This window comes from Fibrobacter sp., from assembly GCA_012523595.1.
In the GTDB taxonomy this organism is placed as follows: domain Bacteria; phylum Fibrobacterota; class Chitinivibrionia; order Chitinivibrionales; family Chitinispirillaceae; genus JAAYIG01.
The window spans coordinates 1-18,799 of record JAAYIG010000241.1 but is presented as its reverse complement, the minus strand read 5'-3'; the positions used below and the strand labels follow the sequence as shown (position 1 = coordinate 18,799).

11 protein-coding genes are annotated in these 18,799 nt (G+C 45.2%); 5 read left to right on the top strand and 6 right to left on the bottom strand.

Features of this window, described 5'->3' with window-relative positions; all coding sequences use genetic code 11:
- Positions 1–29 precede the first annotated feature (29 nt).
- From GX089_16695 to GX089_16680, 4 genes are all read right to left on the bottom strand, one after another.
- Complete coding sequence (locus GX089_16695) at positions 30–1,703, bottom strand: family 43 glycosylhydrolase (GenBank protein NLP04135.1); 1,674 nt, start codon at positions 1,701–1,703, stop codon at positions 30–32.
- A 210-nt stretch (positions 1,704–1,913) separates the two neighbouring features.
- Positions 1,914–3,359 carry a hypothetical protein gene (locus tag GX089_16690; GenBank protein NLP04134.1) on the bottom strand — a complete coding sequence of 482 codons (1,446 nt, stop codon included), beginning with the start codon at positions 3,357–3,359 and terminating at the stop codon, positions 1,914–1,916.
- Positions 3,360–3,428: 69 nt separating this feature from the next.
- Positions 3,429–6,014 (bottom strand): T9SS type A sorting domain-containing protein, encoded by a 2,586-nt coding sequence (locus tag GX089_16685; protein ID NLP04133.1) that lies wholly within the window; start codon positions 6,012–6,014, stop codon positions 3,429–3,431.
- 166 nt (positions 6,015–6,180) lie between these two features.
- Positions 6,181–8,043, bottom strand: coding sequence for a carbohydrate-binding protein (locus GX089_16680; GenBank protein NLP04132.1), 1,863 nt, complete (start codon positions 8,041–8,043; stop codon positions 6,181–6,183).
- 367 nt (positions 8,044–8,410) lie between these two features.
- Here GX089_16680 and GX089_16675 point away from each other — a divergent pair, with 367 nt between their 5' ends.
- From GX089_16675 to bfr, 5 genes are all read left to right on the top strand, one after another.
- Entirely contained in the window at positions 8,411–9,265 is an 855-nt protein-coding gene (locus GX089_16675; protein NLP04131.1) for a TIGR02147 family protein, read from the top strand.
- The gene (locus GX089_16670) at positions 9,262–10,995 is read left to right on the top strand and encodes a DUF2341 domain-containing protein (protein ID NLP04130.1); all 1,734 of its coding nucleotides are present in this window, start codon (positions 9,262–9,264) and stop codon (positions 10,993–10,995) included. The genes GX089_16675 and GX089_16670 overlap by 4 nt, the downstream gene beginning before the upstream one ends.
- 201 nt (positions 10,996–11,196) lie before the next feature.
- On the top strand, positions 11,197–13,836 hold the full coding sequence (locus GX089_16665) for a T9SS type A sorting domain-containing protein (protein NLP04129.1): 2,640 nt from the start codon (positions 11,197–11,199) through the stop codon (positions 13,834–13,836).
- 241 nt (positions 13,837–14,077) lie between these two features.
- Positions 14,078–16,132, top strand: a complete 2,055-nt coding sequence (locus tag GX089_16660; GenBank protein ID NLP04128.1) for a T9SS type A sorting domain-containing protein — start codon at positions 14,078–14,080, stop codon at positions 16,130–16,132.
- 259 nt (positions 16,133–16,391) lie between these two features.
- Entirely contained in the window at positions 16,392–16,856 is a 465-nt protein-coding gene (gene bfr, locus GX089_16655; protein NLP04127.1) for a bacterioferritin, read from the top strand.
- A gap of 106 nt (positions 16,857–16,962) precedes the next feature.
- Here bfr and GX089_16650 read toward each other — a convergent pair whose 3' ends face one another.
- Both GX089_16650 and GX089_16645 read right to left on the bottom strand, forming a co-directional pair.
- The gene (locus GX089_16650) at positions 16,963–18,273 is read right to left on the bottom strand and encodes a hypothetical protein (protein NLP04126.1); all 1,311 of its coding nucleotides are present in this window, start codon (positions 18,271–18,273) and stop codon (positions 16,963–16,965) included.
- Positions 18,274–18,473: 200 nt separating this feature from the next.
- A partial coding sequence (locus GX089_16645; GenBank protein ID NLP04125.1) for a transposase occupies positions 18,474–18,799 on the bottom strand: 326 nt, incomplete at its 5' end.

The window sequence follows — 18,799 nt, the reverse complement described above, 5'->3', positions numbered from 1 at the left end:
CACTCGTAATGTCGTGTTATCGTATTTCTTCAATGACTTACAAGCACCTTCGAAGAGTTAAAAACACTCTCCCTGTCACCGATTTTAACGATGTAAAAACCACTGGGAATTCCTGAAATATCACACCTGTAGATGCGGTTATTGGAACCGGTTTGTAAAACTTCTGATCGCACAACTTCACCCATCATATTATAAAACTTCAGAGTCACTGGTTTCCCTTCCGATGCCGCAAATTTTACAAATAATGTTGTGCCTTTCACGTTCAATTCCACACCGGATGAAAAGTTCAGGTTTCCTGATACATGTTTCCAGGGGTCATTTCCATCCTGAGATACGGAGGTTGCTTCCCTTCTGAATCTGTACCAGTTAAGACGATATGGCTCACCGTAACCTCTGAAAACCAGAAAAAAATCTTTTATACCGATACAGTTGGTAATATCGCACTGAAAAGTCTTCCATGTATTCCATCCGCCGGTACCGGTGATAGTACAGGTGCCGACAAGTGTTCCTGTCTGGCTTCCGGTACGAAGTTCAATAGTTCCGCCTGAGGAACCGCTTGCTGCACGGACTTCAAATCCTGATACGCCGATACCGAAATCGACACCCTTTACCTTGATATAATCACCATCTGAAATCGAGGTGACCATTATTCCGCCATCACTGCAGGGCTTTGTTTCGATACCCGATCCCCAGCAGATCGTTTCAGCCTGAATTGTATCATAAGAATCAAGATTACCGACCCCATTTATCACCCCTTCACTTGTTTCACTGATAAGAGGTATCGTACCGTCTTCATTGTAAACAAATTGCTCTATGCATACCGAACGTCTGTAACTACTTCCTCCCGGCAGACCGGCATTATGGAAAAAGAAATAGGAGTTCCCCTGGAAATCGACCACCCCCGGGTGAATAGTGTTGCTTACCCCACCGGGTTGAGTTTTCATTATCTGCCCTTTGTAAGTCCAGGGCCCTGTTGGACTTGAACTCATCGAATAATGAATGCTTTCCGGAAATCCCGATGCATAAACCAGGTAGTATTTACCATACCGCTTGTAAACCCATGGTGCTTCCTCGAAATCAGGACCAAAAGCCGCATTCTTCGCATCCAGACAACTTATCGTACCGCTTGTAGATACCATATTCTCATTGAGTTTTACCCAGTAAAGGACATTGTTTCCCCAGTAAAGATAAGCCTGCCCGTCATCATCAATAAATACAGCCGGATCGAGGCCGCGCCAACTGTGGGTAGCATTGCACCCGTTCATCTGACTGGCAGTAATCAGCGGATGTCCGATGTCGGTAAACGGCCCCAGAGGACTTTTGGATACTGCGACACCTATTGCAATTCCACCTGTGGCATTAGTTGACGTATAGAAATAAAAACTGCCGTTGCGGTAAGCGACTTGAGCTGCATTTGCCTCCCCTCCGGACCAGGATACTGACTTCATGTTGAGAACGATCCCATGATCTGTCCAGTTCACCATGTCCTTTGAGGAATAACACTTGTAATAGCGCATCAAATAGCTGTTATTGGGAGCAGCCGATGAATCATGGCCGACATACAGATATACAACACCATCATGTACCAGCGGAGCCGGATCGGCAGTATAACATGTCTGTACGACTGGGTTTTCCGCAAAACACGGCAGAATGCAGATGTATAATACCAGCAAGCAGAATATTAAGCGCATCACATTTTTCATATTTAGACCCTGCCTTTCCATATCCGGTGCCCTGGCTGCAAGACACCCACTATCATTATACTTTTCTTTTCCTGTCTACATTATCAGGACAAAAACCCTCTTATCCACAGATAAATCAAACGCCGTTATCCCCGTAAAGGAGATCCCGGCGTTTGGTCAAATCAAAAAGCTATAAAAACGACTCTGTTTACACATTTAACCGGGTCAGAATCAGAACCGGTTAAAGAAATCCCATGTCTCTTTTGGAATCCAGGAATTCCATTGGTTAGGGTCTTTGTGCACGTCAGTATGTCCATCGTTAAAGGTACAAATCCTGACCGGATATCCCTCACTGCACCCCTGGAATTCATAGCAATAATGGCCTGAGGCGCCTTGCTGTATCGTCGGGACATTGGTGGGATTATTACACTGGTTATCCTGTGCATGAGTGATTACACAGTATTTCCCGCCCTGGCCATTCCGGTCCCAGGGACAGGTACCGTCAGACAAACCATGTGTCTGCAGATAGGCAATCTTTCCATGGGTATTTTGCGGGAGATAAATATTGTAGTTGGCCGGAGCATAGGTGGCTATCGCCCGGAAAACATTCTGATGATTCAAAGAAAGAGAGTAGGACTCCATGGCACCGAAGCTGAACCCGCAGGCAAAGATTCTTGTAGTGTCAATACAGAGTTTTTCTTTGAAAATCTTGAGCATATCATCGAAGAATGTGTGATCCTTGTTATCCCTTGTTCTCCATGGCATTCCATCAGTGTAACCCTGGGGTGCAACCCAGATGTAGTTTTTCTCTGTATCAAAGTCTTTCATACGGTAAAACTTATCATTGCTGACTGCCTGTGCACTGGCACCCATACAGTGTATTCCAAAAAGCAGCCTGTATGGCTTGTTTGGATTATAATTGTCAGGAATGCTTATAATGTATTCCCTTTCCAGACCGGCACTTGAAATCTTGTAGGTACCGCTCTTGAGATCACTGAGCGCTTTTCCACATCCGATACTGCCGTTTTCAGGCCCGGAAACATCCGATTCGAGTTTGATATTGACTTCCTGATCATACGATGTGATCGGTACTTTTTTCTCCTTATAGCCATCAGCTGCGACTTTAAGTGTATCATCAACAGCCGCTATCTTCTGCAAACCATTTACTTCTGCAGGTGTCCCGTATGATGATAGCTGATTGATAGTATAGCTGCCATTCTGCAGTGGAACATAACGGAATGTTGTGACATCACCACCGATTGCTGCCCGGATAATAAGTACCTTTGCCGCCATGGAATTTTCTGCAATATTGAACCTGTAGAACCCTGCCTTTACACTGGGCTTTGATTCCCGCTTAAGCAGCTTTCCCTTGACATCAAACATCTCGATATTAAGCGGCGATGCCTGAGGAAGGCTTAACACCAGATAACCCCTGTCCACAAAGACATTTTTGAACTGAGGCTGCAGTTCCCTGAAAACCGCCACATCGGCACGCTTGATCTCCCAGGAACCATCCTGCGAAGTAGTAGCATTTAAATTCTGGCCAATAAGGGTTACAGTTGCCCCGGTCACAGGCGCGTTGCTGTTGTCAGTCACTTTACCGCGTAAATTGATGGTCTGACCATTCACCACAAAGGCGACCAGCATACAGAAACACAATACTAATCGACCCGACATAGGTCCTCCTTCTTAAGGTTTAGAATATTTCCCGAATCTAATCCGGATTCTGATAAGAGAAAAAAAACTTTACTTTACAATTACTTTTTCAAATTGCCTGATCTTTCCACAATTGATTCTTACCAGATATATTCCTCTTTTCAGTTGTGGAGTATGCACATTTAGCTCCGATCCAGATGCTTTTTCAAGGCTGTAAACCACTCTTCCGGAAAGGTTGTACACCTGCATAGACAGATCCGGTACTTCTCCATATGCTTTTATATAAATTTTTCCACTATTATTGACAATACGTAGATCAGAAAAAGTTTTTCCTTCAAGACCAGTCCTGCTGTCCTGCACAGCCCGCCTCACACCAGTCACACCCTTTCTGTAACTGTCTGTAACCTTCAGTGACCCATCAAGCACATAGGTCATCCCCGGTTCTGTCTCAAATGAACTGGTGATGTTCTTATGCCGCAGGTTACAGTCACCACCGGCATTTGATGTGATAACCGCCCTGGTCACTGCCTTGTTACTCCATGTTACAGTGTCAATCAGGAATCCTCCCCTCGCAAGCAATCCTCTGAATGATCCGCTGCTCCATCTGTCCGGAAGAGCCGGCAGGAAATTGATCTCATTATTATGACTCTGCAGCAGCATCTCATTTACACCTGAAACCGCGCCGAAATTACCGTCGATCTGAAACGGCGGATGAGCATCAAAGAGATTTGGGTAGGTACGGTCGGGTGTAAGAAGCATCTGGATCAGTTTGTAAGCATGATTTCCATCTTCAAGCCTGGCCCACAGATTCATCTTCCACGCCAGTGACCAGCCGGTAGCCATATCTCCCCGCTGATTCAATGAGGTTTTTGCGGCATTAGCCAGCTCCGGAGTCCCGCGGACACTGATCTGCGCAGAAGGAAACAGCCCGTATAAATGTGATACATGCCTGTGCTGATCATTTGGATTATCCCAGTCCTTGAACCACTCCTGCAACTGACCATGCTTGCCAATCATGCTGGGAGGCAATCTGTTCAATGCAGTTTCAGCCTGCACCCGGAAATCTGAATCGAGCCCAAGAATTCTCGATGCTTCGATTGTATAGTTCAGGATATCACGAGTGATCTGTATATCCATCGTTGGAGCAAAACTCACATCACAGTTCCATGCTCCGGGCTTGTTTTCCGGTGATGCACTGGGGCAGGTACCCAGGTATTTCTTACCGGAAAAGGGCTCTTCAACCAAAGTGGCAAGTAAAAACTCCGCTGCTCCCTTTATAGTCGGATAAACATCAGCCAGAAAATCCTTATCAAGAGTAAAAAGATAGTGTTCCCAGAGATGAGTAGCGAGCCATGCGCCGCCAGTGGGCCAAAAGCCCCATGCACCATCGATCGGAGCAGTCCGGTTCCACAAATCTGTATTATGATGAGCCACCCAGCCTTTGTCAGTACCCCAGTGCTCTCTGGCAGTCTCCTTCCCGGGTGCTGCCATCTGCTTTATCTTCCTCACAAGCGGTTCCAGACACTCCTGAAGATTAGCAGATTCCACCATCCAGTAGTTCATCTCTGTATTGATATTTATGGTGTATTTGCTTCCCCAGGGAGGATTTGTCGACTCATTCCATACTCCCTGCAGATTTGCAGGCTGTGATTCTCCTCTCGATGAGGAAATCATCAGATAACGTCCGAACTGATAATGCAGACGGACCAGTTGAGGATCATTGGATACCGAAAATCTCCTGATCTGCTCGTCAGTTGTAAGCGTGGAATCATTTGTCGGTGTACCCAGGTTTACATCTGCTCTGTCAAACAGCTCCTTGTAAGAGCGGAGGTGGTCCTCAAGAATATTATTGTATGTTTTCTGGTTGACATTATTTATGTACGACTCAGCACGGGTTACCTGATTTGCAGTTACATCATTATAGCTTTTAAAGTTGGTACCTACAGCGACAAGAACTGTAGCGCTGTTTGCCCCGTTGATGTTTATTTTATTGTTTGCCGCTGAAACTGTACCCCCGTCAGTTTTGACTTTTACACGGGTCTGGAATCTGATACCGCTGGAATTGACAGTCACATTCAGCAACAGTAAATCATTGCCGGATGTGGAAAAATTCTTGTTGCCATGAGGGCTGTCCATGGAAACCGCACAGGAAATCTTACCAGGCTGATTTGCCGATAATCTGATGACTATTACCTGATCAGTAAAACTGGCAAAATACTCCCGGGTATAGGTTACCCCTCCCGATGAATACGTAGTTTTAGCTATCGCAGTCTTCAAATCCAGTTCACGGCGATAATTTGACGCGGTGTGTCCGGAAAACTCCAGATAAAGATTCCCAACCGGTTGAAACGCAGCCTGTCCGCCTCCGATCATCGCGTTTACCGCGTTACATGCTCCGGTAGCATCATTGGAAAAAATCTTCTGCCGTGCTTCAGCAAGACGATTGGCGGCACCACTCTTGTTATTGTTTCCGGGAGACATATTCCAGACAGTCGATTCATTCAAACTGATCCTGTCTTTTGCTACGTTTCCATATACCATGCCACCAAGGCGGCCGTTTCCAATCGGCAGAGCTTCCTCGAATTTTGACGCAGCCTCGTCATACCAGAGCGTCAAGTCAGAAAAAGCAGCCACAGACAGGAGCAAAGCCAGTATTATTCCTTTAACAATCATCATGCACACACTCTCCCATTGTGACTACATTTCAGTTCAATCGCAACCGCTATTCAGATTTGGAGATAAAAACTCTGTATCTGAATTATCACCCCGGATAATTCAGATACAGATAAGAACTTTCTGGTTTGAATCAGAATAATTGCTTTCTGATTTTACTCTTAACGGTTTAAAAGTATGAAAGCATTTTCTTTTCAACCTGCCCGTTACATTCGATATTAACCAGATAAATTCCCTTGCTTTTTACAGGAATTGTGATGACGCCGTTGATATTGTTTCTGCTGGTAACCAGCCGTCCATCCGGCATGTATACAGATGCATTGAATCTGACGCGGCTTGCAGATGGGCTGATCGCTATATTGCCGTTTGACATCTCTGCTTTAAACCTGTTGATTTCCGGCTGTCTGACAAGATTCCTTTCTCCGGTACTTACAGTAAACTGGAACCAGTTGAGATTCAACAGGTACGATTCTCCTCCGGTAAATCGCAGGTACAGATTGTGCTTTCCGCTTATTTCCGTCAGATTACAACTGACTTCGGTCCATGTCTGCCACCCGCCCGTGCCTTCAACAGTGCAGGAACCAGCAAGTGTGCCATCAGGTTTGTCAAGCCGTATTTCGATGGTACCGCCATTATCGTTGGCGCTTGCCACTCTGGCAACAAAGACGTCTGCGCCCTCTTCAAAATCGACATTGTTGAATGCCACATAATCGCCATTCTCAATAAAACCAATATTTTCTCCGCCCTCAGAACAGGTTTCCGTCTGAACCCCGGACTGAAGAGAGTAGTGCTCCGCTTCTATTTTTGAAAAAGCGGATATTGGCTTCGCAGGACCGCTTGAGAGCTTAAGCAAGCCGGTTCCGTGAGAAGGTACCGACATGGTATATGAACCGGTAAAACTGCCCCTGTCAGCCTTGGCCCAGAGGTCACGCACAGTTATCTCTCCTGAAAGACCCACATCGGCAAACCTGACAGTAATATCCCTCGTATTACTGTTTCTGTTTAATAATGCAACTGCCTTTGTAGTCCCGTTTCTGGAGCCAAGCGGTTTGCACCAGACCTCAAGGCCATCATTCCGACTTATCCTGGTTCCCTGAATACCCGCGGAGTCCTGGTTTATAGCAATCACTTCTCTGTTAAGCAGGATATCTTTTGTAGCCTGTGACATTTTCCTGACATCATGGCCGGCAATCAGCGGAGAAGCCATGATACACCACATGCTCATCTGGCTCCGGTATTCCTCCGTAGTACACCCGCCATTACCAATTTCAAGCATATCCGGATCATTCCAGCCACCCGGTCCGGCATGCTGCGCAAGGTCTGCATTTCCATCAACGGCATTGATTATCCCTCTGAACCAATCATTACCATTGTCCCATTTATCGGTAATATCACCTGTAGAACGCCATAAATTGCCGGTTTTAGGCATCCAGGACGCAAAACCCCAGGCACAGATACTGAAAACGATATCCCTGCCGCTCTTTGCAAGAGCATCTCTCATCCTTTCGTAATCCTGCTGCTGATCTGAACCGGGGGCAGGCTCACAATTATCATACTTTAAATAGTCAACACCCCATTCTGCAAAAGTCCTGGCGTCCAGTTCCTCTTTCATGTAACTTCCGCTTTGTGATCCCGCTATCCCCCAATTATAGTGATGGCATGTTCTGAGACCGCGATCTCCATAAATACCAAACTTGAGCCCTTTTGAGTGAATGTAATCCCCAAGCGCCTTCATTCCGCTTGGAAAACGGTTCGGATCAGCCCTCAGCTTTCCATTTGCATCCCGTGATGAAGCCATCCAGTTGTCGTCAAGATTGAGGTATATATAACCGGCATCTTTCATTCCCGATTCAACAATGGCATCGGCAATCTGCTTTATCAGATTCTCGTTTATATTTTCATGAAATATGTTCCAACTGTTCCATCCCATCGGAGGCGTCCTGGCCAGCCCGTTATCCAGAGCCGATACCAGGGAAACAGGACAGGCTCCCAGAAAAACAATTAAACTCATGATACCCGAAACTTTTCTCATCATACTATTCTCCCCCATATTGTCGAAAAGACATATTGAGCGTTGAACATTTTCCGTTTCAAATCTATAATATAAAGCGCATTATAGAAGATTTTGCTTATTTAGAAGGGATTCTATGCATTTTCCGTTGAACATTACTTCAACATTCTTCTCTTTCCCATTCCCCTCTCCTCTGCGTGTTCTCTGTGGCTGTTTCAATGGTTTTTCCTGCAGCTCAACTGTTCGCAAATTTTTTTGTTCGCTCATAGCTGTTTCTTTTATCTCCTTTTAAATCATCGTGTTAGTATTTTTTTTGTTCGCAATATTTATAATCTTACCAGCATTTTTCCTCCCAGCACAGCACTTTTTTGCTTATATTATCCCATATATGAAAACCGGAAAATTCAACATCTTCCTATACACCGATTATCACTCTCTTCTGAAAGACTACTACTCTTTTCAGAAAAAATCATCTAAATCATTCTCCTTCCGTTCCTTTGCCGCAAAAGCCGGTGTTTCTCAAAGCATGTTCAAAGACATCATTTCCGGCAGACGACGGCTCAGCCTGGCAGTGATGAAAAAGTATGCTGCAGCCATGAATCTGACACAAAGGGAAACGGAATACTTCGGCGCCATCGTACAGTTTGTCAATTGTAAAACAAACTACGAAAAAAACCTGCATTTCACCCGTATGCAGCGTCTGCGGCGGGATTGCGATATAAAAATTCTGGATGAGAGCCGGTATGAGTTTTTCCGGAACTGGTATCACAGCGCGATACGGGAACTTGTGACACTGCCGGATTTCAGGGAAGATTATGACTGGATCGCCAAAAAATGTATCCCGGGTATAACTGCCTCACAGGCCAGAAAATCGATTGAAACGATGCTGAGACTGGGAATCCTGCGCCGCGATCCTGACAGGAAACTTCAGCCTGCCGACCCGATGATCTCCTCTGAATATGAAATGAGATCTCTTATCCTGAGGAATTTCCACTCCGAGATGCTCTCTCTTGCGAAAGATGCACTGGAGCGTTTTGAACCCCGGCAAAGAGAAATCAGCTCTCTTACATTTGGCTTATCACATAAGTGTTATGAACGCATAAAGGAGCGGATCAGATCGTTTAAAGAGGAATTGATGGCTATGGTCCTGGAGGATACCGACATTTCTGAAATGGTTTGTCAATGCAACTTTCAGCTCTTTCCTTTGACAGAGAAAACAGAAGAAAAAGAGGAGACTCAATGATAAAGATTCTTGCGCTGCGGAAGAATTCATCGGGAGTATCCTTTCTGGCAAATCTCTGCTGTATTTCTGCAGCGCTTCTTTTTCTGCAGTGCGCCTCAAATAATATCGCAGGGACCGGATCGCATGCCGGGAACGGGCGTATTGTATGTACACTCTACAACAGTGACGGCAGTTTTGCCTCTGAGGCTGCAGTTTATCTGCGTCCCAGCAATTACACACCCTCTCTCTCAGGTTCTGCTCTCAGAAAATCAACAATCACACGTGTTGACACCAGAACTGATTCCCTTGGAATCTTTTCTATCGATTCACTCGAGCCTGGCGCCTATTCTATCGAGGTCAATGATGGTTCAAGGAACGCAGTTCTTCTGAACTGTACAATCAATGCCGAGGACTCCACAGTTTATCTCCCGTCAGATACTCTTCGTCCTTCAGGAGCCATTAAGGGATCTCTCGCTTCATCTGACAGAAACGTGTTTATCCAGATCTATGGCTTGGAACGAACAGTGACTTGTGATACGGCGACAGGGGAATTTGTTATCGATGATCTCCCGCATGGAACTTACACTTTACGTGCAGTGTCATCCGCGGACACTTCATCCTCCGTTGGAATCGATAGCATTACCGTAAAGTCCGGTGAAACGACAAAAGCCGGTACAATCGATTTTTACCATCTTGCCAGTTTTAATTACTCCAGGCGAATCTACCTGAATACAACTGAATCAGGGGCCGGTGTAGACAGCGACATCACTGATTTCCCGGTACTTATCCGCTTGCACGGGGATAATTTCGATTTCAGCCAGTCGAGACTGGATGGTGGAGATTTGAGATTTGTAAAAGAAAATGGTAAACCGCTTCCTTACGAAATTGAAAAGTGGGATGCAAAAGGCCGGAAAGCGGAGATCTGGGTCAAAGTTGACACTGTATATGGAAATGACAATTTACAGGTTATCATCATGTACTGGGGAAATCCCGATGCGGAAAGTGAATCCGATGGTTGCGCTGTGTTTGATACGGCATATGCTTTTCAGGGAGTATGGCATCTCTCAGGTAAAGGGACCGATCCAGCCCTCGATGCAACACCAAACCACTACCACGGATTACCTGTGGGCACATCAGAAGAATCCAGAGTTGACGGAGCAATAGGCGGGGCGAGGTCATTTGACGGAACCTCTTCCTATATCACAATGCCCAATACAGCAGACAGCCGCTTGAATTTTTCTGAGGATGGATTCTACTCGATATCCTGCTGGGTGAAGGCTGACACTATCGACTCCATTTTCCGCGCTATCGCGAGTAAAGGCCACGAACAGTACTACCTGCAATTCAAATGTCTTAAGAATAACCGGGCAACCTGGGAATTTGTAGAGTTCCAGAACCAGTTGGGCTGGGAGTATTCCGAAGATTCAGTTCCGCCTGCGCCCGGAGCAAAAGAATGGGTGTACTTGACAGGTGTGCGGAATGGCACGAATCAAAGTCTGTACATAAACGGGAGACTGGTAGTTGACAAAGCTGCATTGATGCCGGGTGAGTATGAAAGAAATTCAACTGACAATTTCACCATCGGCAGCCATGGCAGATCTGTGGAAATCCCATTCATTCAGGGATGGTCGATTTTTAACGGGTTGATCGATGAAGTTCGGGTGTCAAGCATTGCCCATAGTGAGGACTGGGTAAAACTGTGCTTTATGAATCAGAAGGCGGATGATGCACTGGTGGAGTTCAGAAAGTAGATATCTGCCTCATATATCAAACCGATACCTTTTGTTTTCGGGGTCGGTATCGGAATCGATATTTTGTAATCACATATTTACAACCGATCCTTGAATTTTCGATACAGATACCGATACCGAAAAGAAGAGTGAGAAAACTGTTACAAGGACATAAATCATTAACCGAAAGATACATCGTCTTAAAAAAGGAGGACAGGCATTATGAACAGGTTTTTTCTTTACTTGACTGCTGTGATGCTCTTGACAATCAACGCGTCTGCACAGGACAAACTTTATACCAATGAGTTTCCGCTCGGTGATGTCACGCTTCTGGATGGCCCGTTTAAACACTCCATGGATCTCAACATAAGCCATTTAATGAAATACAATGTCGACCGTCTGCTTTACTGTTATCGTGCTGATGCCGGTCTTTCGACCAAAGGAGTGTCAAACTATTCCAACTGGGCCGGTCTGGACGGGCATGTCGGGGGACATTATCTCTCCGCTCTTGCGATACATTATGCTGCGACAGGTGATGCACAATGTAAAGAGCGTATGGATTATATGATTGATGAACTTAAGAAGTGTCAGGATGCAAATGGTAAAGATGCCGATTTTGTGGGATATGTCAGCGGCATCCCCAACGGAAAACCACTGTGGCGGGAGATAAAAAAAGGTAATACAGGGAAGGTCTGGGATTACTGGGTACCCTGGTATAATATCCACAAAACCTATGCAGGGCTCAGGGATGCCTGGCTTTACGGTGGCAGCGAAACTGCAAGGCAGGTGTTTTTAAAGCTCTGTGACTGGGGGATCAAAATCCTCTCCGGGCTATCCGATAACCAGATTCAGGGGATGCTCGGGAATGAACACGGTGGCATCAATGAGGTCTACGCCGATGCATACCAGATGACCAAGGATACCAAATATCTCACCATGGCAAAAAAGCTCTCTCACAGGACAATTCTCACCCCTATGTCATCGGGAACCGACAATCTTGACAACCTGCATGCAAACACCCAGGTACCAAAGGCTGTTGGATTTCAGCGCATAGCTGAAATGGATAACGATAACACATACTTCAAAGCTGCAAGATTTTTCTGGGAAACAGTGACGGGAAAAAGAAGCCTTGCCTTCGGCGGCAACAGCAGAAGAGAGCATTTTCCCCCAGCTGCAGACTGCATCGATTACACAACAGAACGGGAGGGGCCGGAAACCTGTAATTCTCATAACATGCTCAAGCTCTCGGAAGGGCTCTTTCGCATGACAAATGATGCGAGATACGTCGATTTCTATGAACGCACGATGTTCAACCATATTCTCTCATCTCAGCACCCCACCCATGGAGGATACGTTTATTTTACTCCAGCCCGTCCGCGTCATTACAGAGTCTATTCTGCTCCAGATGTAGCGATGTGGTGCTGTGTGGGTACAGGAATGGAAAATCACGGCAAGTACAGCCAGCTTATCTATTCCCGCAAGAGCGACTCTCTTTTTGTTAATCTGTTTGTCGCATCCGAGCTTAACTGGAAAGATAAAGGGGTAAAGATCAGGCAGGAGACCCGTTTTCCCGATGAGGAACGCACCCAGTTGACCATAAGCACTGCTTCTTCATCCAGGTTCAAGCTGCTTATCCGTCATCCCTTCTGGGTTCCTGCAGGTTCCCTGAAAATTATCATAGGAACAGACACACTCCCTTCAACTTCACAGCCTTCATCCTATTATGAAATCGACAGGACATGGAGCAATGGTGAGGTCGTAACTGTGATTCTACCAATGCACACCAGAATTGAGGAGATGCCCAATGTCCCCTCTTATGTGGCTTTGATGCACGGTCCGATTCTTCTGGGAGCAAAAACCGAAAACCGGGACCTCAATGGCCTTATAGCAGATGCAGGCAGATGGGGACACATTGCCAGCGGAGCTCTTTACTCTCTGAACTCAGCACCTAAACTTCTCGGCAGCCGGACATCAATTCCATCCAAACTTGTTCGCGGTAACGGTCAGCAGATGACCTTTACCTCTCAGGGACTGATCGGAAACTGGACCGGCTCTCAGCTTGTTCTTGAGCCGTTTTTCCGCATTCACGATTCCCGCTATATGATTTACTGGCTAACGGAGGGTGGCAGCGTTGAAGACGAAGAAGAGTTACTCATACTTGACAGGCGAACAATAGATAAGGTCGCTCCAGGTGAGCAGCAGCCTGAAGTAGATCACAATTTGCAATCTGAAAACTCCCAGACCGGCAGCCACAATGGTGAATTTTACCGTGATGCCGGGAGTTGCAGCGGTGGAAACGGCGGATTTTTCAGTTATAACCTGCTTACAAATGGAGAAAAAGATCTCTCTCTTATGGTAAGGTACTGGGGAAATGAGGGATGTACCCGTACATTCGATATCCTTATCGATGGAGAGAAGCTTGTCACCGAAAACATTGTCGGTAAATGGAACAAAGATCAGTTCATCAATCAGGAGTATCCCATTCCCAACAGCATGGTATCCGGTAAAGATGAGATCACTGTCAAATTCCAGGCATCTACCGGTATGGTAGGAGGAGTCTTCTATGTGCGGTTATTGAGAAAAGACGCGGTGAATACGCCTGAAAGTGTGCAGAAAAAACTACCTGCCGGTTTTTCCATAAACAGCCAAAATGGTATCCTGAAATTGTCATTCGGGGCAAAAGATCCCTCACGCAGAATTGCAATATATTCGTTGTCAGGAAAACGGATAACGGAGATGAAGGCAGTTTCTGAAAACCTGGTTATTAACAACATACCTGCAATAACACAAAAGGGTGTTTACACCATACAGATCAAGTCCAGAAATCAGACGATTTCGAAGAAACTCTTCCAGGTCTATTGAGCCTGATCAGAACCGGTATCGCAAGCCGGTTTTGTTTCCTAAGCCCGGTTCACCGGGCTTTTTTTTCGCTAGAGGCGGCACTTATGCCGCCTCAGAAAAAATGTTGAACTAAAGTTCAACAGAAAATGCACAAGACCGGCAAAATTAACAGGATTCCGGTGATTACTCTCCTTATATTAGAATTAATCAACTTTTTGTTCAACACCATCGTTCCGATCGAAAGGTAAAAAAGGGGGGCGGAATGAAACCAAATCGAGTTAAACAAAAATTCATTAAACCCACACTGGCAGTGGGAAGATCCAATTCTATGCCAGTCAAAGCGTTAGCGGTTCCGATCGCCTGCTTTGTTTTCACGTTTGTGTTCCTTTTTACGGGTATCTCAGAAGCCCAGCTTGCCAAAGGAGCCAATAAGTTTTTGGGGAATATCACTACAAACGGCCGGGTACGGGACGATTTCATCTCTATGTGGAACCAGATCACTGGTGAAAACGAGCACAAATGGGGGTCTGTGGAAAGAACCCGTGACCAGATGAACTGGAGTGGTGGAGACAATATTGCCAACTATGCAAAACAGCATGGTATCCCCTGGAAATTCCACACTCTTATATGGGGAAGCCAGTACCCCGATTGGATGAACAATCTCTCTACTTCAGAGCAGAAGGCAGAAATTATCGAATGGTTTGACGCCGCAGCGGCAAGATATCCTGATGTTCAAATGATCGACGTGGTAAATGAAGCGTACATGTCAGATCCCAACAACTGGAATGCCGGTAAACATGCTCCTATTCCTTTCCGTGAGGCTCTTGGAGGAACAGGTTCCACCGGATATGAGTGGATTGTTCAATCCTTCAAAATGGCCCGGGAGCGCTGGCCCAATGCTATTCTTATTTACAACGACTACAACACTCTTGAGTGGAATAATGAAATCCAATGGATAAAGCAGATCATACCCAAGCTTATACAAGCCGGAGCGCCGATTGACGCTGTGGGTTTCCAGGCACATGGTCTGAAAAATACTTCTGCAAGTACTCTCAAATCACGCCTGGATGATATCTGGAATTCAATAAAGGTTCCGATGCTTATCTCAGAATATGATATAGGCGAAGGAGATGATCAGGCTCAGCTTAATAACTACAAAAATCATATCACAGAGATGTGGAATCACCCCAAGGTTGTTGGTATCACGATCTGGGGTTACATTCTTGGTTCTACATGGGTTGAAAACACGGGTATAATAAGAACCAACGGGCAAGATCGTCCGGCCATGACCTGGCTCAGGGAGTTCATCAAAAACAACCCCAATCCACCAAACGATTACCCGAATTTTCTTAAGGGTGGCGGCTCAAGCTACAGCCTCACAGTCAGCACAAGAGGAAGAGGCTCTGTGACACGCAACCCGGATAATACCACTTATGAGAAAGACGCCCAGGTTATACTCACTGCTACGCCATCTGAAGGCTGGGTATTCAGTGGCTGGACCGGAAGTGCTACCGGGAATCAGAACCCTCTGACAGTCAAGATGGATGCCACGAAAGAAATCACGGCTAATTTTACTACTACGGATGGCAAGCAGGATCTTGTTGTGAATGGATCTTTTTCAGCAGGAACAAAAAACTGGACATTCAACAATTGGAGCGGATCCGGTTCAGGCGATGTGGTTAACGGAGAGTATCGTCTGACAGTTACTACTACAGCTAATAACTACTACGACCTGCAGGTGGTCCAGCCGGGTATTCGGCTTGAACAGGGTAAGGCCTACCGTCTGATTTACGATGCTCGTGCAGCTTCTAACAGAACCCTTTTTGTTAATGTCGGTATGCCGGTCAGCCCCTATACTTCTTTTTTTGGAGAAGAAGGTGAGAATATTTTGAATGGATCACGAGAGGTTAATCTCACAACTACAAAGCAGACTTTCACACTTGATTTTATCATGAGAGATCCTACGTATGAGGATTCAAGAGTGGAGTTCAGTGTGGGATTGAGCACCCCGACAGTATTTGTCGACAACGTCTCACTTTATGAAATTGAGGCAGTTAACGCTTCTTTACCGGTAAAAGCATCAAAAGCAAACAACATAACTGTCCGTCAGAACGGAAACGCTGTAAATATCAGTCTTAACAATTCACAAAACAGCAGATCAGTTCTGAATGTTTATGATCTGAGAGGTAATGTTGTGCGTTCGGCGACATTCAATAAAAACTGCAGTATCAACACTGCAGGGCTGCCAAAAGGCTATTATGTTGTTAAGGTTAACAGTTCCGATCTGGTTCACAAATCAGGATTTGTATTAAAATAAAGGGACAGGTCTTATTTGTGTCAGTAAGCCGAAGGCATTCAGCCTTCGGCTTTTTTTTTGACAGGAACCATACTGACCCTGGTAAACTTCACCGGGTTTGCGATCTTTACCCGGAATATTTCCAGTGTTCTTTTCGTATATTAATTTATAAATTGTACATTATTCATTGTATAAATGAGTGAATTTACTGTATAATGATTTAACTTCATTTATTGCTTATAAATCACCTTTAACCACTTTCATTGAAAGGTAACCTCTTATGAAAGGTAATGAAAAGCTTGTTAGTGCGCTGAATGCGCTTCTGGCCGACGAACTCACAGCTATCAACCAGTATATGGTTCACTCAGAAATGTGCGAAGACTGGGGATATGAAAAGCTGCATAAACATTTCGAAAAAAGAGCCATCGATGAAATGAAGCATGCAGAAAAGCTGATCGGACGGATTCTTTTTCTGGAAGGTGTTCCGGTTGTCTCATCGCTCAACAAGATTCATATCGGGTCCGATGTCGCGAAGCAGTTGGAAAACGACCGTGTTGCGGAAACCGATGCTATCGCAGCCTACAACAATGCAATTGCTCTTGCGGGTGAAGTGAAAGACTTTGCCACACGTGATCTTCTTCAGGAGATTTTGAATGACGAAGACGCTCACATGGATGATATCGAAGGACTTCAGAGTCAGATTGAACAGATGACTTTACAGGTTTTTCTGACAACACAGGTTTAATTTTTTCGGCGGTATAAACGGCGGCATAAGAGGCGGCATAAATGCCACCTCTAACCAAATAAAGCCCGGTAAACCGGGCTAGAAAACCGGATCATATTGTTTACATTCACCGTCCCCGCGCATGCTCTATTGTGTCCGGGTCGACCACATTTTTAAACGGCATTCTCTTGGCTGCAGTACCTTTTTCACTCACAACAATCAGATAATTCCACCATTTGGAGATCGCATTTGACATATCAGATTCGCGGTAATGACGGTTTTTGCCTTTTTGAGAATTGTCTGAATATTTTGCATTCCAGTTATTGGGATCATAGACCTCAAAAAGAGCGGAATCATTTACAATTCTATATCCTTTAATGACAAGAAAATGCCCGTCCCCGTAACTGTAAAACCGGTCAACACGATGAGCATTGTTTGTATTTCGACGCAATTCCGCGGTGGTTAGACATGAAATAAGAATGTTTCCCTGGTCGATCAACTCCCGGATATTGGAAGTATTGTCAAAACGTACCGTGTGATTCGGGATATTATGCAGAGTCAGATAGCTGATAACATCACTTGTATACCACCACCCGCCTTCAGGCCTGAACAGGCTTCTTGCTTCTTCAGCAGAGCCGGTATACAAACTATCCGCCCATCTGGAGGCCATTTCTGCTGATGACGGACCGCAGTTACTGTTGGAGTGAGTCCCGGTATTTGCCTGATCAACATACCAGTTATATTTCCTGTCATTGCTTCTGTATGCCTGTTCTGTATTACCAAATCCCCATGTAACCAGGCTATCCCTGGAATAATACACCCAGTCGTACCATATACGGCCATTTGTCTGAGCGGTAAATTTGAATTCCAGAAGTTCACCATCGTAAACAGATCTTCTCGCTATAGTATCGTTTTCATAACCATCTGCGAATCCGACAAACAAAAAAGAATCACTGGCTGAAAATTCGGCTCTTTTACCCACCGGATCTCTGAATTCCCGGCTGATTTTTTCCAATTGTCCGGGCACAGTGAATTGATTCTTATCAACTGCCACTATTCTCCTTTGAAACCCATCTCTCTTTTCAATTAAAACCTGAACTGTGAATGGTTCAATTCTTTTATCTGATCTAATGCCAGGGACTCTGCATCCCTGAAGATTGTAAAACACGCCCGGAGTTTCAAGTGCAGCTTTAAATGAGGGAAAAAGACGGGGTTGGGATGCTCCGGATGACGGGATAACAAAGGCAAGTTCCATCGGGCCATAAATCGTCGTATCTTCCCCGGTATCGCAATTGTATATATAAACGCTGTCAAGTTCTACAGGCAGATTATCTGAACTTGAATAGCCGCAAAAGGTCACAGTGATACTCTGCGCGAAGAGTTTCAGTACAGATGTCAGTAATACCAGACAAGCGAAGGAATTTCCATTTTCTTTCATGATTTTTTCCCATCAGGTTTTTCACTGTATACTTTCAAAATATATTTCTTCCAGGTATCAAATAGTTCAACGGCACAATTCGGCAGCATAAATGCCGACTCTATGCCTCTGGCATCTCCATCAAAAAAATGGGCTATATCCGGAACTCCCAATATGAAAATGGCTTGAATTCGTTGTATTTATTGTGTTTCTGCCCATATTTATACCATACGAAATTGATCAGGAATTTGCGCAGGAATATCTACATCTCCAACAGTCAGAAAAATCATATCGGTAAACGCCCCTAAATTCGCAAAACCACTTGCTCTATTCTTGACAATTTTAATGATCCGATTGATGCCTTCAGACATGGCATTAGTAAGTTTAGTTTTAACAAACGGCAATATATGAACTGCATGGCGACGAAGCATTAAAGCGAAATTTTTGATCGCTTGAAGCCTGCTTTTCAAAGCGGCAGTTATCCAACCATTAAAGAACGATTCTGCCGACTGCGTATATGCATATTCCCAAAAAGCTTCGAACTCAT